The 22,987-nt window shown below is 70.5% G+C and carries 22 protein-coding genes; 13 read left to right on the top strand and 9 right to left on the bottom strand.

Annotated elements, in window-relative coordinates; all coding sequences use genetic code 11:
• Nucleotides 1–4 precede the first annotated feature (4 nt).
• The 4 genes from rimO to IE302_RS12160 all read left to right on the top strand — a co-directional run bounded on the left by rimO (nucleotide 5) and on the right by IE302_RS12160 (nucleotide 3,097).
• On the top strand, nucleotides 5–1,453 hold the full coding sequence (gene rimO / locus IE302_RS12175) for a 30S ribosomal protein S12 methylthiotransferase RimO (RefSeq protein ID WP_191254558.1): 1,449 nt from the start codon (nucleotides 5–7) through the stop codon (nucleotides 1,451–1,453).
• Nucleotides 1,450–2,091: a CDP-diacylglycerol--glycerol-3-phosphate 3-phosphatidyltransferase gene (gene pgsA / locus IE302_RS12170; protein ID WP_191254557.1), complete on the top strand. Its 642-nt coding sequence runs from the start codon at nucleotides 1,450–1,452 to the stop codon at nucleotides 2,089–2,091. Before rimO ends, pgsA begins: the two co-directional genes overlap by 4 nt.
• Nucleotides 2,088–2,549 carry a CinA family protein gene (locus IE302_RS12165; protein ID WP_191254556.1) on the top strand — a complete coding sequence of 154 codons (462 nt, stop codon included), beginning with the start codon at nucleotides 2,088–2,090 and terminating at the stop codon, nucleotides 2,547–2,549. The genes pgsA and IE302_RS12165 overlap by 4 nt, the downstream gene beginning before the upstream one ends.
• Nucleotides 2,550–2,650: 101 nt before the next feature.
• A complete protein-coding gene (locus IE302_RS12160; protein WP_007029354.1) occupies nucleotides 2,651–3,097 on the top strand; it encodes a helix-turn-helix domain-containing protein in 447 nt (148 codons plus the stop codon).
• Nucleotides 3,098–3,157: 60 nt separating this feature from the next.
• Here the strand turns inward: IE302_RS12160 and IE302_RS12155 are convergent, their stop codons facing one another.
• The gene (locus IE302_RS12155; protein WP_229907713.1) at nucleotides 3,158–3,604 is read right to left on the bottom strand and encodes a carboxymuconolactone decarboxylase family protein; all 447 of its coding nucleotides are present in this window, start codon (nucleotides 3,602–3,604) and stop codon (nucleotides 3,158–3,160) included.
• Between the two features lie 106 nt (nucleotides 3,605–3,710).
• Between IE302_RS12155 and IE302_RS12150 the strand changes: the two genes are divergently transcribed.
• The 4 genes from IE302_RS12150 (at nucleotide 3,711) to IE302_RS12135 (ending at nucleotide 8,845) form a co-directional block, all read left to right on the top strand.
• Nucleotides 3,711–4,601, top strand: coding sequence for an RNA polymerase sigma-70 factor (locus tag IE302_RS12150; protein WP_191254555.1), 891 nt, complete (start codon nucleotides 3,711–3,713; stop codon nucleotides 4,599–4,601).
• Nucleotides 4,602–4,821: 220 nt separating this feature from the next.
• The gene (locus tag IE302_RS12145; RefSeq protein WP_007029352.1) at nucleotides 4,822–5,664 is read left to right on the top strand and encodes a PspA/IM30 family protein; all 843 of its coding nucleotides are present in this window, start codon (nucleotides 4,822–4,824) and stop codon (nucleotides 5,662–5,664) included.
• Between the two features lie 70 nt (nucleotides 5,665–5,734).
• Entirely contained in the window at nucleotides 5,735–6,730 is a 996-nt protein-coding gene (gene pspM, locus IE302_RS12140) for a phage shock envelope stress response protein PspM (protein ID WP_191254554.1), read from the top strand.
• Nucleotides 6,731–7,210: 480 nt separating this feature from the next.
• Entirely contained in the window at nucleotides 7,211–8,845 is a 1,635-nt protein-coding gene (locus tag IE302_RS12135; RefSeq protein WP_191254553.1) for an amidase family protein, read from the top strand.
• Here the strand turns inward: IE302_RS12135 and IE302_RS12130 are convergent.
• From IE302_RS12130 to IE302_RS12110, 5 genes are all read right to left on the bottom strand, one after another.
• A complete protein-coding gene (locus tag IE302_RS12130; protein ID WP_191254552.1) occupies nucleotides 8,805–9,854 on the bottom strand; it encodes a quinone-dependent dihydroorotate dehydrogenase in 1,050 nt (349 codons plus the stop codon). The genes IE302_RS12135 and IE302_RS12130 overlap by 41 nt on opposite strands.
• Before the next feature lie 23 nt (nucleotides 9,855–9,877).
• On the bottom strand, nucleotides 9,878–10,438 hold the full coding sequence (locus IE302_RS12125) for a GNAT family N-acetyltransferase (protein ID WP_191254551.1): 561 nt from the start codon (nucleotides 10,436–10,438) through the stop codon (nucleotides 9,878–9,880).
• Nucleotides 10,439–10,831: 393 nt separating this feature from the next.
• Nucleotides 10,832–11,881: an adenosine deaminase gene (gene add / locus IE302_RS12120; protein ID WP_191254550.1), complete on the bottom strand. Its 1,050-nt coding sequence runs from the start codon at nucleotides 11,879–11,881 to the stop codon at nucleotides 10,832–10,834.
• A 129-nt stretch (nucleotides 11,882–12,010) separates the two neighbouring features.
• Nucleotides 12,011–12,814 carry a DNA-formamidopyrimidine glycosylase family protein gene (locus IE302_RS12115; protein ID WP_191254549.1) on the bottom strand — a complete coding sequence of 268 codons (804 nt, stop codon included), beginning with the start codon at nucleotides 12,812–12,814 and terminating at the stop codon, nucleotides 12,011–12,013.
• Between the two features lie 6 nt (nucleotides 12,815–12,820).
• Nucleotides 12,821–13,690, bottom strand: coding sequence for a ParA family protein (locus IE302_RS12110; protein ID WP_191254548.1), 870 nt, complete (start codon nucleotides 13,688–13,690; stop codon nucleotides 12,821–12,823).
• Between the two features lie 109 nt (nucleotides 13,691–13,799).
• On the opposite strand from IE302_RS12110, the gene IE302_RS12105 reads away from it, so the two are divergent.
• The 3 genes from IE302_RS12105 to IE302_RS12095 all read left to right on the top strand — a co-directional run bounded on the left by IE302_RS12105 (nucleotide 13,800) and on the right by IE302_RS12095 (nucleotide 16,743).
• Nucleotides 13,800–14,534, top strand: coding sequence for a methyltransferase domain-containing protein (locus IE302_RS12105; RefSeq protein WP_191254547.1), 735 nt, complete (start codon nucleotides 13,800–13,802; stop codon nucleotides 14,532–14,534).
• Nucleotides 14,535–14,911: 377 nt separating this feature from the next.
• On the top strand, nucleotides 14,912–16,129 hold the full coding sequence (dinB, locus tag IE302_RS12100; RefSeq protein WP_191254771.1) for a DNA polymerase IV: 1,218 nt from the start codon (nucleotides 14,912–14,914) through the stop codon (nucleotides 16,127–16,129).
• Nucleotides 16,130–16,326: 197 nt separating this feature from the next.
• Complete coding sequence (locus IE302_RS12095) at nucleotides 16,327–16,743, top strand: SCO2097 family morphological protein (RefSeq protein ID WP_093935927.1); 417 nt, start codon at nucleotides 16,327–16,329, stop codon at nucleotides 16,741–16,743.
• A 180-nt stretch (nucleotides 16,744–16,923) separates the two neighbouring features.
• Here the strand turns inward: IE302_RS12095 and IE302_RS12090 are convergent, their stop codons facing one another.
• The 3 genes from IE302_RS12090 to IE302_RS12080 are packed head-to-tail and all read right to left on the bottom strand — an operon-like array spanning nucleotide 16,924 to nucleotide 21,810.
• On the bottom strand, nucleotides 16,924–19,434 hold the full coding sequence (locus IE302_RS12090; protein ID WP_229907712.1) for a transglutaminase TgpA family protein: 2,511 nt from the start codon (nucleotides 19,432–19,434) through the stop codon (nucleotides 16,924–16,926).
• A complete protein-coding gene (locus IE302_RS12085) occupies nucleotides 19,431–20,705 on the bottom strand; it encodes a DUF58 domain-containing protein (protein WP_191254546.1) in 1,275 nt (424 codons plus the stop codon). Before IE302_RS12085 ends, IE302_RS12090 begins: the two co-directional genes overlap by 4 nt.
• Before the next feature lie 16 nt (nucleotides 20,706–20,721).
• Nucleotides 20,722–21,810 carry an AAA family ATPase gene (locus IE302_RS12080; RefSeq protein ID WP_191254545.1) on the bottom strand — a complete coding sequence of 363 codons (1,089 nt, stop codon included), beginning with the start codon at nucleotides 21,808–21,810 and terminating at the stop codon, nucleotides 20,722–20,724.
• A 273-nt stretch (nucleotides 21,811–22,083) separates the two neighbouring features.
• Between IE302_RS12080 and IE302_RS12075 the strand changes: the two genes are divergently transcribed.
• Together IE302_RS12075 and IE302_RS12070 are read left to right on the top strand one after the other, a co-directional pair.
• Entirely contained in the window at nucleotides 22,084–22,437 is a 354-nt protein-coding gene (locus IE302_RS12075) for a hypothetical protein (protein ID WP_016332663.1), read from the top strand.
• Nucleotides 22,438–22,441: 4 nt separating this feature from the next.
• Entirely contained in the window at nucleotides 22,442–22,987 is a 546-nt protein-coding gene (locus IE302_RS12070) for a DUF3558 domain-containing protein (protein ID WP_191254544.1), read from the top strand.

Genomic DNA, 22,987 nt, shown 5'->3' with positions numbered 1-22,987 from the left:
GCACGTGCCTTCTCCCACCACTGATCCTGTCGCCACTCGCCGCGTGTCCTTGCTGACCCTCGGTTGCGCCCGCAACGAGGTCGATTCCGAGGAACTCGCCGGACGGCTGGCGGCGGGCGGCTGGGAGCTCGCCACCGAGCCCGAGGACTCCGACGTCGTGGTCGTCAACACCTGCGGCTTCGTCGAGTCCGCCAAGAAGGATTCGGTCGACACCCTGCTCGCGGCGTCCGACACCGGCAAGAAGGTCGTCGCCGTCGGCTGCATGGCCGAGCGCTATGGCAACGAGCTGGCCGAGAGCCTGCCCGAGGCCGACGCGGTCCTGGGGTTCGATCACTACGCCGACCTCGCCGAGCGCCTCGACGACGTCGTGGCGGGCCGCAAGGTCGAGTCCCACACGCCGTCCGACCGCCGCAAGCTGCTGCCGATCAGCCCGGTCCAGCGCCCGACGGCCGCCGAGTCGGTCGAGGTGCCGGGACACGCGCAGCACGGCTGGGGCCCGCGCGTGCTGCGGACCCGGCTCGACACCTCCCCGGTGGCCGCGCTGAAGATCGCCTCCGGCTGCGACCGCCGCTGCTCGTTCTGCGCGATCCCGTCGTTCCGCGGCTCCTTCGTGTCGCGGCAGCCGGACGAGATCGTCGCCGAGGCGATGTGGCTCGCGGAGAACGGCGTCAAGGAGGTCTTCCTCGTCTCGGAGAACTCCACCTCCTACGGCAAGGACTTCGGCCGCGACGGCGCCCGCGCGCTGGAACTGCTGGTCCCGCGCCTGGCCGCGGTGCCCGGCATCGAACGCGTCCGCGTCTCCTACCTGCAGCCCGCCGAAACGCGCCCCGGCCTGGTCAAGGCCATCGCGACCACGCCGGGCGTCGCCGACTACTTCGACCTGTCCTTCCAGCACTCCAGCGAGACCGTGCTGCGCCGCATGCGCCGCTTCGGGTCCACGGACTCGTTCCTCGCGCTGTGCCACCAGATCCGCGAGCACTCGCCCAACGCCGGCATCCGGACCAACGTCATCGTCGGATTCCCCGGCGAGACCGAAGAGGACGTCGCCGAGCTGGAGCGCTTCCTCAACGGCGCGCGGCTGGACGCGGTGGGCGTCTTCGGCTACTCGGACGAGGACGGCACCGAGGCCGAGACCTTCGACGGCAAACTCGACGAGTCCGTGGTGGCCGAACGGGTCGCGCGGATCTCGGCGCTGGTCGAGGAGCTGACCTCGCAGCGGGCCGAGGACCGCATCGGCGACTTCGTCGACGTCCTGATCGAGCAGGCCGAGGACGGCGAGGACCCGATCGGCCGCGCCGCGCACCAGGCCCCCGAGGTCGACGGTGAATGCGTCCTGATCGAAACGGACGACCTGCCCCGGCTGGCGGTGGGGGACTTCGTGCGCTGTGAGGTCGTCGACTCCGAAGGTGTCGACCTGATCGTGCGGCCCGCGCCGCCCGAGGCCGACCGGTGAATGCCGCCCCGAGCGACGCCGGGGCCGGTGAGGGAACGGGCGGCGAGCACGCCCGGGTACCCGAGGCCACCCCGGTCCCGACCCTGAACTTGGCGAATCTGCTCACGATGTCGCGGCTGGTGCTGGTGCCGCTGTTCGTGATGGCGCTGTTCACCGGGGACGGGGCGGACACCTTCTGGCGGGCGATCGCCACCGCACTGTTCGCGATCGCGTCGTTCACCGACCAGGTCGACGGCTGGGTCGCGCGCAAGTACGGGCTGATCACCGACTTTGGCAAGATCGCCGATCCGATCGCGGACAAGGCGCTGATCGGCGCCGCGCTGATCGGGCTGAGCGTGCTCGGCGAACTGGGCTGGTGGGTCACCATCGTCATCGCGATCCGCGAGATCGGCGTGACGCTGCTGCGGTTCTGGGTGATCCGGCACGGCGTCATCCCGGCCAGCCGGGGCGGCAAGGCCAAGACGCTCGCGCAGATCGCGGCCATCACCGCGTACCTGCTGCCGCTGCCCGTGTCCGCCGAGCCGGTGCGCTGGGTGCTGATGGGGCTCGCGCTCGTGCTGACCGTCGTGACCGGACTCGACTACGTCGTGCGCGCGGTCCGGCTGCGCTCGGCCGGGAGGCGTGCCGCGGGCGCATGAAAGCTGAGACCTTGATCACTCACCTGATCGAGCGTGGGGAGACGGTGGCGACGGCCGAGTCGCTGACCGCCGGGCTGGTCTGCGCGACGCTGACCGAGGTCCCCGGATCGAGTGCCGTCGTCCGGGGCGGGCTGATCGTCTACGCCACCGACCTCAAGGCCTCGCTCGCCGGGGTCGACGCGGACCTCCTCGCGGCGCACGGCGCGGTTCATCCCGAGGTCGCGGCGCAGTTGGCCGCCGGCGCCCGGGAGCGGTGCGGTGCCACCTGGGGCCTCGGCCTGACCGGCGTCGCGGGTCCGGCCGGACAGGACGGCGTCGCACCCGGCACCGTCCATGTCGGGCTCGCCGGGCCGGACGTGCTCACCGTCCGTACGCTGCGCTTGAGCGGCGATCGAGCCTCGGTCAGGGACGGTGCGGTCCGCGGCGCGTTCGCCCTGCTGGGGGAACATCTCGCATGATCGCCGCGTTCGCCCTTGGCGTATTGCCGTGTCAACACCTGCGCCCGGGGCACCGCTCTGGGTAACGTAGGGGGTAGTCAGTCCTGGAAGGGAGGCGCGTGATGACCGTGCTGTTGCGCGAGGCGATCGGCGACCGGCTCCGACACGCCCGCACGAACCAGCGTCGAACGCTGCGGGACATCTCCCGCGCCGCCAGGGTGAGCCTCGGCTACCTTTCCGAGGTCGAGCGCGGGCAGAAGGAGGCGTCCAGCGAGCTGCTGGCGTCCATTTGCGAGGCCCTGGACCTTCCGCTGGGCGAACTCCTGCACAAGGTCGCGGCGGACGTCTCGGCGATGGACAACGTCGAGGTCGCCCCGGTGGACGAGAAGGTCGAAGCGGGCAAGCGGCGCGCTCCGGAGCGGGAAAGCGCCGAAGCGGGCCTCGAGGGCGGCCGACTGGTGTCCGAGCTGATCGGCAACGACCTGGCCGACCTGCGGATCTCGCCGCCGCCGCGGATGAGCCCCGCGCTGCGGACGACGATCTCCGCACCGAAGATGGTCGCCGCTTAACAAGCTCGAAGCGGGAAGGCCCCAGGCGAATCGCCTGGGGCCTTCCCTCGTTCGCCCTGGTCAGCTCGCGGCGCTGTCGAACGTGCCCGCCTGGTAGGAGCCGCCCTTGGTATGCGTGATCACGAGCAGCCGGTTGGCGGCGTTGATCATCGCGACCAGGTAGATCAGCGCGGCGACCTGATCGTCGTCATAGTGCTTTCGCACCAGTGCCCACGTCTCGTCCGAGACGCCCTGGTGCGCGTCGGCGAGCCGGCTGCCTTCCTCCGCGAGCGCCAGCGCGGCCTGCTCGGCCTCGGTGAACACGGTGGATTCGCGCCAGGCGGCGACCAGGTTGACGCGCACCGCGGGTTCGCCGGCGGCCGCCAGGTCCTTGGCGTGGGCGTCGACGCAGAAGCCGCAGCCGTTGAGCTGGCTGGCCCGCAGCGACACCAGTTCCTGGGTGACCTCGTCCTCATTCGTGGTCGTCGGCTGAAGTGAACGACCACCAGATGCCGGTGACCGGGGCACGCTGACAGCGGGAGGACGTGACGTGCGCCACGTCGTGGACGTGTCAGAAACCGGCGAGTCCCGGTGTCCGGTGGAGGACAGCGTCGAGAAGGAACAGGAGCCACCCATGTCCGACGAGCGCGATCCCGCCACGGAGGCGTTCGTCGCCCACCGCAATCTGCTCTTCACCGTCGCCTACGAGATGCTCGGCTCGGCCGCCGACGCGGAGGACGTCCTCCAGGAGACCTGGCTGCGCTGGTCCGGCGTCGACCTCGGCACCGTGGAGAACCCGCGGGCGTACCTCGTCCGCGTCACGACCCGGCAGGCGCTGGGCAGGCTGCGCACGCTCGGCAGCCGCAAGGAGTCCTACGTCGGCCCTTGGCTGCCGGAACCGCTGCTCACCACGCCGGACGTGGCCGACGACGTCGAACTGGCCGACAGCGTCTCGATGGCGATGCTGCTGGTGCTGGAGACGCTCACCCCGACCGAGCGCGCGGTGTTCGTGCTGCGCGAGGTGTTCGACGTGGCCTATGGCGAGATCGCCGAAGCCGTCGGCAAGACCCCGGCCGCGGTCCACCAGATCGCCCACCGTGCCCGGGCTCACGTCGCCGCCCGGCGGCCACGGGGCGCCACGTCCCCGGGCGAGACCCGGGACGTGCTCGACGCCTTCCACCGGGCGGTCCGGACGGGTGATCTGCAGGGCCTGCTCGACGTCCTCTCGCCCGACGTCGTCTTCCTCGGAGACGGGGGCGGCGTGGTGCAGGCCGTGCTGGAACCGGTGGTCGGGGCCGCACGGGTCGCGCCGCTGCTGGCCGCGAGCCGTCCGGTGCGGGACGACGCGGTGTCGATGCGAACCGCGCAGGTCAACGGGCATCCCGCGCTGATCCTCCGGTTCGGCGGCGAGGTCGACACCGTCGTCGCGCTGCGCGTGGAGGACGGCCTCATCACCGGTCTGTACGCCGTGCGCAACCCCGAGAAGTTGTCACGCATGGAAGAGGAGACCGCGCTGCGCCGCTGAATCCGGCCGTCTTCACCCAGGGTCACCGGACGGTGAACCCGAAAGGTCGTGGACATCACAGTCAGGGGGATCCCTGAATTCCGTCGGGGTCGCCTGGAACGCGGGACGCCGACCTGACACGATGGAACTCAACGCCGGGGTCGGGACGTTGCAACATCACAGAGGGGACGCCCCACCTCGAGGTAACAGCCCGTGGGATGCGAGAAGGCAGGCGGAGGAGATGGCCAACCCGTTCGTGAAGTTCTGGAAGTACATGATGGCGGCGTTCTCGTCGAAGATCGACGAGCACGCCGACCCGAAGGTACAGATCCAGCAGGCCATCGAGGAGGCGCAGCGCAACCACCAGGCGCTGACCCAGCAGGCCGCCTCGGTGATCGGTAACCAGCGTCAGCTGGAGATGAAGCTGAACCGCCAGCTCGGCGACGTGGAGAAGCTGCAGGCTTCGACCCGTCAGGCGCTGGTGCTCGCCGACGAGGCGCGTGCCAAGGGTGATGAGCAGAAGGCGACCGAGTTCGAGAACGCGGCGGAGAGCTTCGCCGCGCAGCTCGTGACCGCCGAGCAGAGCATCGAGGACCTGAAGACCCTGCACGACCAGTCGCTTCAGGCTGCGGAGCAGGCGAAGAAGGCCGTCGAGCGCAACGCGACCATGCTGCAGCAGAAGCTGGCCGAGCGCACCAAGCTGCTCTCGCAGCTGGAGCAGGCGAAGATGCAGGAGCAGGTCTCCGCTTCGCTGAACCAGATGAGCCAGCTGGCCGCGCCGGGCAACACCCCGTCGCTGGAAGACGTTCGCGACAAGATCGAGAAGCGCTACACCACGGCGCTCGGCTCGGCCGAACTCGCACAGAACTCCGTCCAGGGCCGGATGATGGAGGTCCAGGCCTCCACGACCCAGCTCGCGGGGCACTCGCGGCTGGAGCAGATCCGCGCGTCCATGAAGGGTGACTCCGTCGCTCAGGTGACCGACGGCAAGACCGCCGCCGCGCCGAAGGCGTCGAGCTCGGCGGACATCCAGCGTGAGATCCAGGCACGGGTTCAGGCCGAACAGGGCAAGAACCCCGCCTGATACGACAACGGGAGCCGGTCCCGCGCCCGCGGTGCGGGACCGGTCTCACCTGAAGACAGGGGAGAGGGCAATGGGGCAGGGCAGGCGCAAGGACTTCGGGGAGTTCACCGCCAAGCTTGAGAAGCACATCGAGAAGCTGCCCGACTACGCCCAACGCGCGCAGGAGAAGCTGCAGCGCTACATCCCGCCCTCCGAGCAGGGCTCTTCTCCACGCCCCGCCCAGCCTCGGCCAGCCCAGCCGCCGCGGCCGCGTCCCCAGATGCCGCAGATGCCGGCCATGCCGAAGATCTCGCAGCAGCTGACGTCGATGGCGTCGGGGCAGATCCCGGTGGTCGCCGAGGCGAAGGCCAAGTGGGCCCGCTGGAACGAGCCCGCCGCCAAACTGGAGAGACAGAAGCGCCGCACGTCCCGTGCGCTGACCTTCTGGATCCTCCTCACCGTCCTTTGTGGACTGTTCGCGTTCGTCGCGGGCGCCGGCCTGCTGAAGGCGGGCCAGGCCGACGTCCTCCAGGCCATCGCGGGCGGCGCGTTCACCATCATCTTCGGCACCTTCGGGGTGAAGTCGGGGCTGCGGCTGCGGACGCTCAACCGCACCGTGCTGCCCGCGGCGCCCGCCGCCCCGCCGCCGCTGCCCCCGGCACGGTCCGTCGCACGGGAGCCGATGGAGCGTCTCGCCGAGAGCGAGGCTTCGCTGGCGGAGCTGCTTCGCCAGCTTTCGCAGCCGACGTCGCTCGGCACCATGCCGGTCTCGGAGATCGCCGTCGCGGACGCCCGGACCACCGCCGCTGAGGCCGCGCAGGCCCTGCGCGGCCTGGCGGGCCGGATCCAGGCCATCGAACGCGGCCGCGACGCCGCGCCCGAGCGGGAACGCGGCGCCCTCGACGCCGCCGTCAAGCAACTGCGCGAGCAGCTCGACGACGGCCTCGACGGCTACGGCGGTCTCGTCGCGGCCGCCGGGCACACCGTCGCCGCGAGCTCGGACGGCATGACGTCGTCCAAGGAATCGCTCTCCGACGCGACCGACAAGCTCGCCGGACTCGCCATGGCCCTGCGCGAACTCTCCTGAACCCGGAACTCGCGTGCTTGAACCCGTGACTCGCGTGCTCGGACACGGATCTCGCGTGCTTGAAGGCGGATCTCACCGGTGCCTGCCTGATCACGCGAGATCCGCTTACAATCACGTGAGTCACGCCTCGAATCACGTGAGTCACGCCTCCAATCACGTGAGTCACGGCTTCAAGCACGTGAGTTCGGTCTTCGAGCACGCGGGCTGAGCAGGCGCTTTCCTGGACAATCGTCTCATTCGTCGCCGCTAATACTCCATTGCGTAACGACCTGCTCACTGTGTGATACCGAAACGCTCGCGTAAGCCGAAACCGCTGGTGACGGCAACTCGCGATGCTTAACGTTTCTCTCATGCACGCAGTGCTTTTCCCAGCTCGGGCCTGAACCCAGCCCGCGTGAGCGGGCGTTCCAGGGTGGTGGACCGGACACAGTGGATCTCGCGCAGTGGTCTTTCTCGTCCCCGCCGAGGAAAGGACGCCCAGTGACGACGCTTCCCCCGGAACCAGAGCCGATCCCCGCACCACCTCCCAGCTCGTACCAGCGCGTCATCGCCGCCTACGACCGGATCGCCGAGGTCGACCGGCCCGACGTCTGGATCGCCCTCCGTCCCCTGGAAGACGCCCTCGTGGAGGCGAAGGCGGTCGATGAACGGGTCCGCGCGGGCGCGGACCTGCCGCTCGCCGGAACCCTGGTGGCGGTCGCCGACGTCATCGACGTCGCCGGTCTTCCCGGGGCGGACGACGAGCTCTGCTGTACCGGTGCCACTTCCGTGTCGCGGCTGACCGCGGCCGGGGCGGTGGTGATCGGCAAGACCAACTGCGACCGGTTCGGCAGCGATCTCGACCACACCCGCAGCCCGTACGGCGTCGTGAGCGCAGCGCTGAACACCGCCCGCGTCTCCGGCAACGCGAGCAGCGGCGCGGCCGTCGCCGTCGCGCTCGGCCTCGTCGATCTGGCGGTCGGCACGGACACCGCGGGAGCGGGCCGGGTTCCCGCGTCGCTCAACGGGATCGTCGGGTTGAAGCCGACGCTGGGCCTCATCCCCAAGACCGGTGTCGCCCCGTGCGGCGGGATCGCGGTGTTCGCGCGCAGCCTCACGCTGGGCCAGCGCGCGCTGGGGTTGATGACCGGTCCCGACGGGGCCGACCCGCTCGCGCGGGACTGGCCCCCGGACGTCCGGCTTTCGGCGGGGGACAGGCCGAAGGTGGCGATCCCGGGCTCCGGGACGCTCACCGGACTGTCCCTGCAGTCCCGATCCGCTTTCCTTGGCGCGGTTTCCGCGCTGCGGGCATCCGGGGCGCTCGTCGAGACGGTGGAGGTCTCGGCACTGCTGGCGGTGGGCGAGCTGATCCACGACGACGGCTTCATCGCCGACAGGCCGCGCGTCGCCGAGGCCGGGATGCTCGCGCTCCGGATGCTGTCCGAGTACGACGCCCTGGTCCTCCCGACCGTCGCGGACCATCCCGAGGTCTCCGAGGCGCTGTCCGATCCGGACGGCGTCGCGAGCAGGCTGGAGCGGTTCACGGCGTTCGTCAATCTGCTCGACCTCGCCGCGGTCACGGTGCCGTCGTCGCCGTCGGACCTCGGTCCGTACGGGGTTTCGGTGGTGGTGCGGCCGTTCGACGACCAGGTCGCCATCGACCTCGCCGCCGTGCTCACCGACGAACAGGCCGATTTCCCCTACCCCGCACCGGGTGCGGATCTCGTGGTGTTCGGCGCACATCTGCGCGGGCAGCCGTTGAACGAGCGTCTGGTCGGCGCGGGGGCGCGGTTCACCGGGCTGGTCCAGACCGGCGAGGGCTATCGGATGGTGTTGCTGCCCACCGAGCCACCCCAGCCGGGTGTGGTTCCGGTGAGCGCCGCGGGCGAACACACGATGCTTTCGGGTGAACGCTGGCGGCTCTCGCCCGCCGCGCTCGGAGCCTTCGCGGCCACGCTGCCCGAACCGTTCGTCCTGGGCCGGATCCGGCTGGAGAACGGCGACACGCCACTCGCCGTCCTTTGTGACCAGTCCGCCGCGACGACGGCGACGGAGCTGACGCGGTACCAGTGCTGGCGGGCCTATCTGCGGTTCGTCAGTACGGCCGGGCCGCGAGACCTCGGGCGACCCGCTTGACCAGACCGGGTCCGTGCAGGGCGAAACCGGTGTAGAGCTGGACGAGACCGGCGCCGGCGTCGAGCATCCGTGCGGCGGCGCCGGCGTCGAAGATCCCGCCGACGCCGATGATCGGCAGCTCGCCGGCGGTCTCGTCGTGCACGAACCGCACCACCTCGACCGAGCGCGCGGTGAGCGGGCGGCCGGAAAGCCCGCCCGCCTGCTCGCCGACGGAAGCCTCGGGCGGCGCGATCCCTTCGCGGGACAACGTCGTGTTGGTCGCGATCAGCCCGGCGACGCCGTGGTCGAGGCAGACCTCCAGCAGTTCCGCGAGCGCTTCGTCGGTGAGGTCGGGGGCGACCTTCACCAGCACCGGTGTCGGTTTCTTCCCACCCGCGAGTTCGGTCGAGGTCTTCCGCAGCTCGGCGAGCAGTTCCGCCAGCGCGGACTTGTCCTGCAACGCCCGCAGTCCCGGCGTGTTCGGCGAACTGACGTTGATCGCGAAGTAGTCGGCGTACGGGTACAGCGCCTGTAGCGAGAACCGGTAGTCCTCGACGGCTTCGTCGAGCGGGGTCACCTTGGACTTGCCGATGCTGACCCCGAGCGGCACCGGCGGCTTCCCGCCGGCGGCGAGGCGGGCGGCGAGCGCTTCGGCGCCTTCGTTGTTGAAGCCCATCCGGTTGATCACCGCGTCGGTCTCGGCGAGGGTGAACAGCCGCGGCTTGTCGTTGCCCGGCTGCGGATGCCGGGTGACCGTGCCGACTTCGACGAAGCCGAAGCCGAGCGCGGGCCACGCGTGCAGCGCGCGGCCGTTCTTGTCCATCCCGGCGGCGAGGCCGACCCGGTTCGGGAAGCGGAGCCCGAGGAAGGTGACCGGATCGTCCGTCCGGTAGACGCGGCCGAGCGCGGCGAGCGCGGGGGAGACCCGGCTCAGCCTGGCGAGCGTGCCGATGGTGCGTTCGTGCACGGTTTCGGGGTCGCTGCCGGAGACCCGGTAGAGAGCGGGGCGGACGATCTTGTCGAAGAACACGGCCCCATCATGCCTGGTGAGCTCTAGCCCCTTGCCTTCCACTCGTCTTCGAGCATCGCGAAGACGAGTTCGTCGGTCCACTCGCCCTTGACGACCTCGTTCTCGCGCAGATGCGCTTCCTTGCGCATGCCGAGGCGTTCCATCAGCGTGGCCGAAGCGAGGTTGCGTCCGTCACAGCGGCCGATGATCCGGTGCAGGCCCAGGTCTTCGAAACCGAGCCGCAGCAGTTCGGTGGCGGCCTCGGCGGCGAACCCCTTGCCGTGGTGATCGGGATGGAAGACGAAGCCGATCTCGCCCTGGCGGTGCTCGCTGCTGAGGTATTCGAGGTTCAGGTCGCCGATCAGCTGCCCGGTCTCGGTCAGTTCCACGGCCACCGCGAGGAGCTGGCCTTCCTTCGACAGGCTGCTGCTGTGCACCCGTTTGGCGAGCGCGGCGGCGGATTCGGCCCGGCTGCGCGGACCCCAGTAGAGGTAGCGGGCGACGTCGGCGCGGGACTGGAAGGAGTTCAGCTCGTCGAGATCCGCCGATGTGAAGGCGCGGAGGGTCAGGCGCGGGGTGGTGATCGGGAAGTCGGGCCTCAACATGGCGTCAGGTTATCCAGTCTGCGGGGTCCCCGGGGCGGGAACAGCGGCGGACGGTTCTCCGGGGCGGTGGGTGGTCCCCACCGACCTCGCAAAAGGGGCAACAACTCGGAAAAGGGCCGGAAATAAGGGTACCCCCGAGGCGGCTCCCGGACGCCGGAATCGGCGGCCGGGCCCGAGCCGGACCGGTGCTCGGGAACCTCGGGGGCCCGGTGACTGCCTGGTATTCGCTATCAGGCACCACGCGAAAGCAGAGACGACGAGCCGAAGGTGGCTCCAACTTGCGTTGTATCGCTGCTCGAAAGTCCTACGCGTGCAGTCCGCTAGCGGACAGTCACCTCACGAGTCCTGTTGGAATACAACTTTGGACCACCTCCTCTCTCGTGTACCGCCACGCTATGCGAGGAGTTCGGGGTCCTGCAACAAGATTTCTTCGATCTCCGCCAGCAGGGCGGTCTTGTCCGCCGACGGCAGAAAAGACGCTTCCACGGCGTTCTTCGCGAATCGGGCGATTTCGCCCGCGGTCAGGCCCAGGGTTTCGGCCACCGCCACATACTCGCCGTCGAGGGTGGCGCCGAACATCGGCGGGTCGTCGGTGTTCAGCGTGACCAGCACGCCGTGATCGAGCAGGCGCCTTACGGGATGCGCTCCGATCGACGGGAACTGGCCGGTCCTGATGTTCGACGTCGGGCAGACCTCCAGCGGGATCCTTTGCGTGGCAAGGTGTTCCAGTAACGCCGGATCGGTGTACGCGCCGACGCCGTGCCCGATCCGCTCGGCGCCGAGATCGTGCACCGCCGACCAGACGGTGGCCGGTCCGGTGGTCTCGCCCGCGTGCGGGACGCTGTGCAGCCCCGCCTCCCTGGCCGCGGTGAAGAACGGGGCGAACTGCGCGCGGCCGACGCCGACCTCGGGGCCGCCGAGCCCGAAGGACACCAGTCCCTCGGGGCGTTCGCGGAGCGCGAACACGACCGTTTCGCGTCCGGCGATGATCCCCTTCTCACCGGGAATGTCGAAGCACCAGGCCAGTTCCACCCCGTGGTCCGCCCGCGCCGCCGCGCGGCCGGTGGCGAGCCCGGTGAGGAGATCGTCGGCCGGCATGCCGTCGAGGACGTGGTTGTACGGAGTCACGGTCACTTCGGCGTAGCGGGCGTTCTGCGCGGCGAGATCGGCCGCCAGCCCGGTGACGAGGGTGTGGATGTCGCGGGCGTCGCGCACCAGCGACGTCACGGCCAGGTAGTTGCGGAGGAAATGCGGGAAATCGCGGAAGGTGAAGAACTCGGCGAGGTCCGCGGGCTCGGTGGGCACCCCGGCGGACGGGCGGCGGCGGGCCAGTTCCAGCACCGTGGGCAGGCTTGCCGAACCGACGAGGTGGACGTGGAGTTCGACCTTGGGCAGGGCGTGCACGAACGCGCGCAGCGCCTCGCCCGTGAGGATTCCGGGCATGACAAAGCTCCCTGGGAAAGGAAAGTGAAGGGTGACGTGCGGAGGGAGCGGACGGCTCAGGGAGCGAGGTCGCCGCGTTCGGTGTCGGCCCCGTAGAGCGGGAGCTTGAACAGCGTCACGAGGCCCAGTTTAACCGCTGGGAGCGGGGCCAGACTGGCATTTCGGGCAGAACCAGGTGGGCCTCGCCTGGTGTCCCGGCCCTTGGGACGCGACCTTGAGCCGCCCTCCGCAGCGGAAGCAGCCCAGCTTGGTCCGCTCGTAGACCCAGTGCTCACGGCCACGCCGCAGATCCCCGGTGGTGGTCTGCGACGTGCGCCAGGCGTTGGTCTTCAACAACTTGCGGCCGAGCGCGACGGCTCTGGCGGGGTCCACTTCGGACACCGGCGTCCACGGGGTGACGCCGAGCAGGAAGCACATTTCGACCTTGTACATGTTCCCGATGCCCGCCATGATCCGCTGATCCAGCAAGGCGTCGCCCAGTTCGCGGCCCGGGTCCGCGGCCAGCGCGGCCGCCGCCCGCTCCGCGAGTTCGTCCGTCCATTGTGGATCGAGGAGATCCGGGCCGAGGTGCCCGACCAAGCGGTCTTCCTCGCCGGTGGGCACGAGTTCGAGATCGTGCACGCGGAACCCGATCGCCTGCAGATCCTCGGTGGCGAGGATGACCCGCGCCTGATGCGCCGGGCTGCGCCAGCGCGCCCCCGTCCGGTAGACGTCCCACTTGCCGTCCATGCGCAGGTGGCTGTGCAGGGTGAGATCGCCGGAGAAACGCGTCAACAGATGTTTGCCGACCGTGCCGACGCCGAGCACTTCGCGTCCGGCGAGATCCGACGTGGCCAGCTGCGGGACCCTGAACTCGCCTCGGACGAGCGTCTTCCCGGCGAGTGCCTTGTCCAGCACCTTGCCGGCGAGGAAGACGGTGTCGCCTTCGGGCATCGGCGCCTACCCCGTGCCGGTGTCGCTCAGCTTGGCGGACTCTTCGGCGGTGGTCTCGGGCTCTTCCTCGCCGCGGACGCGATGCCGTCCGGCGCGGCTGGAGCGCAGGACCTTCGCCAGCACCATGTTGAAGGTGAGCGCGATCTCCTGCGCGCCGGGGGAGTGCCACTCGTGGATCGGGCTGCACGCGCCCTGCGCCTGCTGCACGGCGAGCCTGTCCGGGATGGCCGTCGGCATCACCAGCGGGCCGAAGTTCTCCCGCAGTTCCGCCACCCGGAACTGGTGCTCGTAGGAGCGCACGCGGAGCTTGTTGACCACGACGCCGATCGGGCGCAGGCCCGGGTTCTGCTCCTCGCGGATCTTCTCGATCGCGTCGAGCGCGCGGCGGGCGCCGGAGACGGCGTACATCGTCGGCTCGGTGACGATCAGGGCGCTGTCCGCGGCCACCAGCGCCGAGCGGGTCAGCCTGCCGAGCGATGGCGGGCAGTCGAGGATCACCAGTTCGTACGGTTCCTCGCGCAGCGGGTTCGTGTGCAGTTCGTCGAGCGCGCGGGAGAGGTTCTCCAGGCGGCGGCTGTCGGCGTCGGGCTCGTTGAGCATCTCCAGCTCTTCGGCCCCGACGAGGACGTCGATCTGGTCGCTCCACACGCTGGGCGCGATCGCCCGTTCGAGCACCGAGCGCACCGGCGTCTCCAGGACGTCGGCCAGCGTGCGGTCGGTGAAAGGCGGGTCCAGCGAGGTCGTGGCGTTGCCTTGCGGGTCGAGGTCGGCCACGAGAGTCCGGGCGCCCCTACGCAGCGCGGCGGACGCGACACCGAGGGCTACCGTCGTTTTACCGACGCCACCCTTCAGGCTGAGAACAGCGACCGTGTGCACTCGATACAGCCTACGGGCAGTCGGCGGGGCGGCTGCTCGGCAAGGTGTCGAACACCGCATCGGACTACACCCGTCGGCGCCCGGAAGGCGGGCATTACCCTGTGCGTTTATGAAGACGGACACCGTGGCCACGCGGGGATCGGGGGCGGTTCGCCGGGTTCTCGAAGCAGAACTCCGGGCCGCCCGGGCGCGAGGCGAACACCAGCCGCACGTCGTCGACGTGGGCGGCGGCAGCGGCGGCTGGGCGGTGCCGCTGGCCTCGGCGGGCTGCCTGGTGACCGTGGTCGAGCCCAATCCCAACGCGCTGGCCACCCTGCGCCGCCGGGCCGAGGAAGAGGGCGTCTCCGGCAGCATCACCGTGATCGCCGACGACTCCGACGCGCTCGGCGCCCACGTCGAGGCCGGATCGGCCGACCTCGTCCTCGCGCACGGGCTGCTCGAAGTCGTCGACGACCCGGCGCTGGTGCTCGCCGCGCTGGCCGCCGCGGTCAAACCCGGTGGTGCGGTCTCGGTGCTGGTGGCGAACCGCCACGCGGCGATCCTGCAGCGCGCGCTGGCCGGACGGCTCGGCGAGGCGCGGGAGCTGCTCGCGGCCGAGAGCGGTGTGCTGGGCGGCGGCCGGGAGACCGTGCTGCGGCGCTTCGACGCCGAGGCCCTCCGCGCGCAGCTGATCGCCGTGGGGCTCGACGTGACGTCGCTGCAGGGCGACGGCGTCGTGGCGGACTTCGTGCCCGGTGGGGTGCGGGAAGAGGATCTGGCCGAATTCGAGCTGGCGGCCGCTTCGGTGTCGCCGCTGCGGGACATCTCCAGCCGATTGCACGTCCTCGCCCGGCGCCCGGCCTGACCCTCGGCCCCTGGCCTGACCCTCGGCGCCTGGCTTGGCGCTCGCGGACGCGCTTCTCCGGATGTCATGAAAGGGCCGTTCAGGACATTTTTCGTCCTGAACGGCCCTTTCATGACACTCGGGGAAGGGTGCGTGGCACGCCGGAGCCGAAACTGTCGGTGGTCCGGGCTAGCGTGCCCGCAAGGTCGCCGGAGGGCGCCCCGCGCCCGACGGTGACTTCACCGTCGCGCGCCTCTTTTGGGCCGAAGGCCCCCGGAAACGGTTTGGCAGGGCGCTTGCATGGCTACCGCGGCTGAGATCGACAAGATGCGCCCTGCCGGGGCGTTTCTGGCAGCGCGCGACAGATAATGGGGAGGAACACCGAGTTGCCGGGCGGGATGGCCCGCTACCGGGTGACGACCGGGGCCACCACCTGGCCCGACGACACCGGGTGCGGCCTGCTGCACGTCGACATGGACGCCTTCTTCGTGTCCTGTGAACTGCGTACGCGCCCGGAGCTGGAGGGCAAGCCCGTGGTCGTTTCCGGCGGCGGCCCGAGGTCGGTCGTCGCGGCGGCGAGTTACGCGGCGCGCGAGTTCGGTGTCCGGTCGGCCATGCCGTTCTCGACGGCCAAGCGGCTCTGCCCGCAGCTGATCTGCATCACCCCCACGCCCGGCCTCTACGGCGAGGTCTCCCAGGGGGTCATGGGGATCTTCCGCGAGCTGACGCCCCTGGTGGAGCCGCTGAGCCTGGACGAGGCCTTCCTGGACGTCAGCGGGGCGCTGAAGCGGCTGGACTCCTCGCCCGCGCGGCTCGGCGCCTGGATCCGGGAGCGGGTGGCCGCCGACTTCGGGATCAGCTGCTCGGTCGGTGTCGCGAAGGTCAAGTTCGTCGCGAAGCTGGCGTCCGGGATGGCGAAACCGGACGGCATGGTCGTCGTCCCGGCGGCCGAGACGCTCGCGTTCCTGCACCCGCTGCCGGTGTCTGCGCTGTGGGGTGTCGGCAAGCGCACCGAGGAGCATCTGCGGCAGCAGGGCCTCGACACGATCGCCGACGTCGCCACCGCGCCGCTGCCCCGGCTGCGGCGCTCGCTCGGCCGGGCGCTGGGGGAGCACCTGTGGGCGCTCGCGAACGGGCACGACGAGCGCGAGGTGGTCCCGGAGACGCCGGACAAGTCGATCGGCGCCGAGGTGACCTTCGACGTCGACCTCCACGACCGCTCGGCGCTCGGGCTGGAACTGCTCCGGTTGTCGGAACGGGTCGCCGCGACCCTGCGCCGCCGCGGGCTGCGCGGGCGGACGGTGTCGATCAAGGTCCGGTTCGCGGATTTCAAGACCATCACCCGCGCCAGGACAACCGCCGTCGGGGTGGATGTGGCCCGCGACATCCACCGCACCGCCGTCGAACTCCTCGCCGAGCACGCGCCGACGGGCGCAGTCCGCCTGATCGGCGTAAGAGTCGAAGGATTGGACACGGAGAGTGATGGAGAGCAGCTGCTTTTCGACTCACCCGAACCCCGTTGGCGGGATGCGGAAGTGGCCGCCGACGTCGCGAGGTCGAAGTTCGGCGCCGCGGCGGTGCGGCCCGCGTCACTGCTGACCCCCCGTGACCAGTGACATTGCCTGCTCGGCCGTCTTCGAGAGAGCCGAGTCGGGTGGTTTCGGCCAATTCGATCCCTTCCGGATACGGGATCGGGTAGTCGGACGAGCGCGGGGCTCGTATCCTGGACAGAGACACCCCGCCTGGGGTTGTCTGTTGGGTCCATGACGTTGCGCGGCCCGGCGCCCGCGACAGCTGTGCCGGAGGAGGAAAGATGCCACTCTCCGAGCATGAGCAGCGGCTGCTCGATCAGATCGAGCGCGAGCTCTATGCCGAGGACCCCAAGTTCGCATCCACGGTGCGAGGCACCCGGTTGCGCCGCCCCGCCCGCCGACGGCGTTTGCAGGGCATCGCCCTGTTCGTAGTGGGCGTCGCACTGTTGGTGCTCGGCGTGGTGGTCAACATCCGTGTTGCCGAGATCCCAGTGATCAGCGTGCTCGGGTTCCTCGTGATGTTCTTCGGAGTCATGATGGCCGTCACATCGATTCGGCACGGAGCCGAATCGGAAGGCGGTAAGGAAAGCGGTGGCCCGGGAGCCGGCGGAGGTGGCGGCGGTAAGTCGTCCCCGCGCCGGAGTTCGTTCACCCAGCGCATGGAAGAGCGCTTCCGCCAGCGCTTCGAGGAGCAATAGCTCTCACACACGCGAACATGCCGACGGGGCCTCGCCCCGTCGGCATGTTCGCGTTGTCATGCGCGTTCCGCCGGCTACTCGCGTACTCCCAGCGCTCCGAAGCGCGTGAAGGCCCCCTTCCCTCGGCTCAGCCGAGGGAAGGGGGCCTTCACGCGCTTCGGGGGCCCCGCAGGCGGTCGGCTACTTGTCCCGGCGTCGCAGCGACCGCGGGAACAGGCGGCCCTTCCACGACATGGGCGCGTTCCGCTTGAGGCTCTTGCGGACCTCGTCGAAGGCCGGGCCCAGCGCCTGGCCGTCCGCCGGCTTGTCCGAGTACCAGGACGTCTCCACGACGCCGATGACCGTCCGCAGTCCGGAACGGCCCTCTTCGTCGAGGCGGTGCTTCTCGACGACCTTCCGGCCCGCCGCGCGCACCGTGTCGCCGTCGGAGAGCGGCAGGCCGCGGTCCGCGCACTCGTCCATCAGCTCGCGCCACGCCGCGTCGGCCGCGGCGGGGGAGTGGGACGCGATCTTCTGCAGCCGCAGCCGCCGCTTGATCTCCCGGATCGCCGTCGGCGTGCCGAGCCCGCCGAGGACGAGCACCAGGGCCAGCGCGAACCACCACGAGACCCACGCCGCCAGGAACGCGAACGCGGCCACCCACAACCCGATCGCGATCAGCGGCAGCCAGTTCGTCACGTTCTGGTTGTCCAGGAACCCGTGGTCCGGGGCGGGCGAGTCCGGGGACGACGACGAGCGCATCAGCGCCCGGTATCTCAACCGCGACCGCACGATCGCGACGACGGTCAGCGCGGCCGCCAGTCCGCCGAGGATCCCGGCGAGGATCGCGGGCCACAGCGGCTCTTCGTCCTGCTGGTCGCCGGTGCCGTCCGCGCCGAGGTCCGCGCCCGGGTCACGGGGCGTGCCGGTCGCGGGGGCGCTCGACGCGGGCGCGCTCGGCACTTCCTGGGTGTCGTTGGTCGCGGAGCTGCTGGCGTCGGTCTGCAGGTACGGCGGGACGACCGCGCGACCGTCGATCAGCGGGGTCGGGTCGAAGCTGACCCAGCCCTTCGTCTGGAAGTAGACCTCGACCCACGCGTGCGCGTCCTCGGAGCTGATCGAGAGGTGATCGCCCTTGGGAGTCCCGGACGTGAAGCCGATGGCGACCCGCGACGGGATGCCGACCGCCCGCAGCATCACGGCCATCGCGGACGCGAACTGCTCGCAGAACCCGCGTTTGCCGTTGAGGACGAAGTCGGCGAGCGCGTCCGAGTCGGTGGCGTCGGCGGTCTTGGTGTCGTAGACGAAGCCGTTCTGCGCGGTGAAGAACGACCAGATCGCCTGGGCCTTGTCGAAGTTGTTGGACTCGTTCTCCGTCAGCTGTTTGGCCTTCGCGGCCACCCGGGGGTCGACGCGGTCGACCTGGACGAACTGCTGCGGCACCTCGGCCAGGTTCGGATCGTCGTTGCGGAGTTCGTCCTTCGACGGTTCCTTGATGGCCGCGGTCTCGGTGTAGGCGGGCGCGCTCTGCTTGGTCGTGGTGAACACGGCGCCGCCGACGGGGTCGTACAGCCAGTTGTCGGCCAGGCCGTTGAGCATCCGCGGCACCCCGTAGATGGGCAGCCAGTTGTCGACCCAGTTCGTCGGTTCGATCCGGATCTCGCGTCCAGGACCGGTACCGTCGTCGCCCCTGACCTGCGGGAGCGGCTGGTTGGCCTGCACACCCTGCTGGGCGCGGCCGTTCTGCGCCAGGCCCCAGCCCTTGTTCGGCGTGTAGGTGTCGAGGGTGAACGCGCGCAGCAGCCGCTTGTCCGCACCCATCCCGTAGACCTTGAACAGCTCCACGTTCTCGCCCTGGTCGAGCAGGCCGCGCAACTGTGTGAACGGTTCGACGCCGAAGCCGCCCGCCCCGCCGCGGCCGGATCCGTCGGCGCCGGGGAGCCTGCCGACCGTGCCGACACCGGTGACGGCCGTGCCGATGACCAGTCCCATCGCGATCGCGGCGGCCACGACGCCGACCGGGGCGGACAGCGTGCTCGCCGAATTGCCCAGCCCGGGCGCGTCGCGGTTGCGCCAGCGGCGATGCCGGTGGTTGCCGTCGACGGCGAGGAGCCCGGCGAACGCGGCCGCGCCGAGCAGGAACGTCCACCACGGCAGCATGTCCTCGGCCAGCGCGGCGGGAACGGCGTAGACGCACAGCAGCACCAGGCCGGTCGCGGCGGGCGCGGCGGCGGCCACGGCCAGGGTGTCGACCAGCACCGCGACCAGGCCGATCGCGATGGTGATCAGGCACAGGATCGGCGGCGTGCCCTCGACCGGTGGCAGTCCGACCCGGATCTGCTCGGCCGCCGCGCCGAGTACGCCGCGCAGTTCTTCGAGCGCCGCCGGGCCGGGGACGATCTTCAGGATCCCGCTGGTGGTGAACGCCCCGGTGATCAGGAACAGCAGCACCAGCAGCTGTGCCAAGCCGACGACGATGGTCGGCGCGCGCAGCGAGCGCAGGGCGAGCCCGGTGGAGGCGATCAGCACGACGGCGACCAGCAGGTAGCCGAACCACGCCCAGCCGGAGACGACGCCGGTGAGCGAGGTCGAGGCGAACAGCGTGGCGAGCCCGGCGGCGATCGGCGCGAGCACGCTGCTGGTCCAGACCGGCGGTGGCGCCGGGGGCCGCGGTTTGGGGGTGTGCGGCAGGGGTGGCGCGGTCGCGGTCACAGGCCGCCTCCGATCAGCGTGCCCCGGCGGGTCGCGGTCTGGCAGAGCTCGGCCCAGACCTGCTGCATGGGCGATCCGGGACCGGCGACGACCACGCCCCAGCCCGCGGCGCGGAGCAGCGCCACCGATTCTTCGGTGGCGGCGGCGCGGTTTTCGGGCCGGTTGACGCCGGAGGACCAGCCGGGGGTGTCGAGCAGCACGGCGAGGCTCCGGATCCCGCGCGGGCGGTACCGGGACAGCTCGTGCACGGATTCGTTGCTGACGGTGCCGAGCACCGCGATGAGTTCCTGTCCCTCGGCCGGGTCGTGGCCGAGGGTGATGTCGCGCTGGTGCGCGGGCTGGAGCGCGGCGAGGACGTCGAGCACGACGTTGTCGTAGTGCTCGCCACCCTCACCGGGGGTGTCGGCCAGGGTCTGGCCGTGTTCGGTGATCAGCCGGACGCGGTGACCGGAGCGGCGCAGGTGCAGCGAGACGGAAGCGGCGAAGGAGACCGCCCATTCGAGGCTCGCGGCGGGGCCGGTGCCGTGGTGCGCCGCGGCGCGGTGGTCCAGCAGCACGGTGGTGCCGCCACGCCACGGCTTCTCCTCGACGCGGACCATGATCTCGTCGCGGCGGGCGGTCGAACGCCAGTGGACCTTCCGCAGGTCGTCGCCCTGGCGGTATTGCCGGACGATCACGTCCGCCTCGCCCTGCCCGGCGTGCAGGCGGATGCTGCCGTCGTCGCCGGCGCCGATCCCGGCACCGCTGGGCAGGCCCCACAGGCCGACCACCTTCGGCACCACGACCAGCCGGGAATGCCCGATGAGCTCGCGTTCGAACTCGCACAGCCCGAACGGGTCGGTGATCGTCGCCCGCAACGGGCCGACCTGCTGGATCCCGCGCAGCACCGGCTGGAGCGGGTACCGCAGCGCGACCCGCCGGTCGTGCGGCAGCCGTTCGACGACGAACCGCGGCCGCGTACCCAGCGCGTACGGCACACCGTCTTCGAGCAGCACCTCGCCCGCCGGGAGCCTGCCGTTCCGCCAGAGTTCGAGCTGGACCTCGCCGGGCGCGCCGACCGAGACCCGGTCCGGGCGCAGCGCGCGCGCCGCGCCCAGCTTCAGCCGGGTCGCCGAGATGAAGAAGGCGACCAGCAGCGGCAGGGCCACGACGAAGATCGCGACGCGCAGCAGGTCCCGTTCGTTGAGCACGAACGAGCACACCGCCGCGGCGACGCCGGCGGCGAGGAGGCAGCGGCCGCGTGTGGTGAGGCCGGACAGAGCACGCAGCATGCGCCGTTTTCCTTTGTCAGCGGTGGTTCGTGCCCGAGGAGCCCTGCGGAACGGGGACGCGGTGCAGGATCGCGCGGACCACGTCGGTGGCCGAACGGCGGGCCGCGTGCGCCTCGGTGGTGAGCACCATGCGGTGCGCCAGCACCGGGATCGCGACCGTGTGCAGGTCGTCCGGGACGACGAACTCGCGGCCGGAGAGCGCGGCCTGCGCGCGGGCGGCGCGGACCAGCTGCAAGGTCGCCCGGGGCGAGGCGCCGAGCCGGATCTCCGGTGCCTGCCGGGTCGCGGAGACCAGATCGACGGCGTACCGGCGGACCTCCGGCGACATGTGCACCGACCGCACCGTCTCGATCAGCCGCTGCACCGACTCGCGGTCGGAGACGGGCTCGAGGTCGGCCAGCGGGTTGTGCCCGGCGTGCTCGTCGACCATGGCCAGCTCGGCCTGCTGGTCGGGGTAGCCGATGGACACCCGCGCGGTGAACCGGTCCCGCTGGGCCTCGGGCAGCGCGTAGGTGCCTTCCATCTCGATCGGGTTCTGGGTGGCGATCACCATGAACGGCTCTTCGAGGTGGTACGTCGAGGTGTCGACGGTGACCTGGTGCTCTTCCATGCATTCGAGCAGCGCCGACTGCGTCTTCGGCGAGGCGCGGTTGATCTCGTCGCCGACCACGATGTTCGCGAACACCGGGCCGGGCCGGAACTCGAAGTCGCCGCTCTGCCGGTTGTAGATGGACACCCCGGTGACGTCGCTGGGCAGCAGGTCGGGGGTGAACTGGATCCGGCTGACGGTGCAGTCGATCGAGCGGGCCAGCGCCTTGGCCAGCGAGGTCTTCCCGACCCCGGGGACGTCTTCGACGAGAAGGTGGCCTTCGGCGAGGAGGGTCACGAGCGCGATGCGGATGACGTCGGGTTTGCCGACCAGTACCCGCTCGACGTTGGCGGCGATCCGCCGCGCCGTCTCGTGCAGTTCGTCCAGCGACGCGCGGCCTGCCCGGCCGTTCTGCAGTCCGCTGACCGTGCCCGCGGCCGTGGGATACGGCGCTTGCCCGGTTGCCTGCTCGCCCTGCTGTTCGCCGGGCGTCGCAGACTGGATTCTCGACGTCACTCGACCTCCTGATGCCGCGTGGCTGGATGTCCGCTGGGTCAGCTGCCGGACCGATTCGGGTCCCCCGGGCAGCGGTCAGCCTCCCACGAAGTGTGTCAAACTCGGGCGAACTCGTGGGGGGAACCCCGCCAACCCCAGTCGATGACTCTGTGCAACCAAAGACCTTACCTCGATCGGGTGAGTTGAGCGCGTTTTCAGGTGCTCCCGCTGACGCCGGGTTTTGTCGTATGCTCCGATGCGAGGTCGTCCGACTACGGAGAGGCGTATTCGCATATGAGCGAGGTGAGTACCGCCAAACCGAGGTTCGATCTGAGCGGGTTCGCGGTCGCCCCGGAGCTGGCGGCGGACGCCCACGTGAAGATCTCCGCCCTGCAAGACGTGGTCGGGCAGATGGTCCGCGAAGCGAAGGTGCTCGGCCGCACGGTTCCCCTCGGCGGGGGATACGCGGACGAGGTCGGCAAGTTCATGGCGCAGTACGGGATCGGGGCCGAAGGCTCCGCGGTCGAGGCGCTCACCGCATTCGGCAAGGAACTCGAGGCGCTCAAGAACCGGATCGAGAAGGCGCTCGCCCGGTACACCCGACAGGATGAACAAGCGGCGGCGGACGTGGACTGTGTCGGCGGCTGACCCCATGCGCTCCCGCCTCCCTCTCCTCGTCCTCTCCGGCGCGCTCGCCGTCCTCACAGTGTCCGCCTGCGGGCAAGGGGCCGCAGGCCAGGCGCGGATTCCGGCCGCCGACGGCGGTGCGGACCCGGCTCCCTCGTCCTCGGCGCCCGCGCAGAAGGCCGGGGTGGATCCGTGCACGCTGCTCGATCCGATGGACCGGTCGACGGCCGGGGTGAACGTGCTCGGCGTGCCGAAGGAGATCAACGGCGCCCGCGCCTGCGACTGGACGGTGCCCGCGACCTTCGGCGTCACCATCACCGTGGACGAGCGGAACGGGCTGGCGGATCTCGAGATCGCGCGCAAGACCGCTACCAAGACCAAGGTCGGCGACCGGGAAGCACTCAAGGTCGCCGACAAGAAGGCCGCCGACGGGACCTGCGCGGTCCTGCTCGGCATGGGGGACAAGGCGAGCGTCCAGATCGACGTGAGCAACACGAACTTCACCGACACCCCGCTCGCCTGCGAGCGCGCGGTGAAGGTGGCGGGACTGGCCGAACCCAAACTGCCTTAG

The sequence above is a fragment of the Amycolatopsis oliviviridis genome (assembly GCF_014654365.1).
Classification (GTDB): Bacteria; Actinomycetota; Actinomycetes; order Mycobacteriales; family Pseudonocardiaceae; genus Amycolatopsis; species Amycolatopsis oliviviridis.
This window is presented reverse-complemented; position numbering and strand designations above follow the sequence as displayed.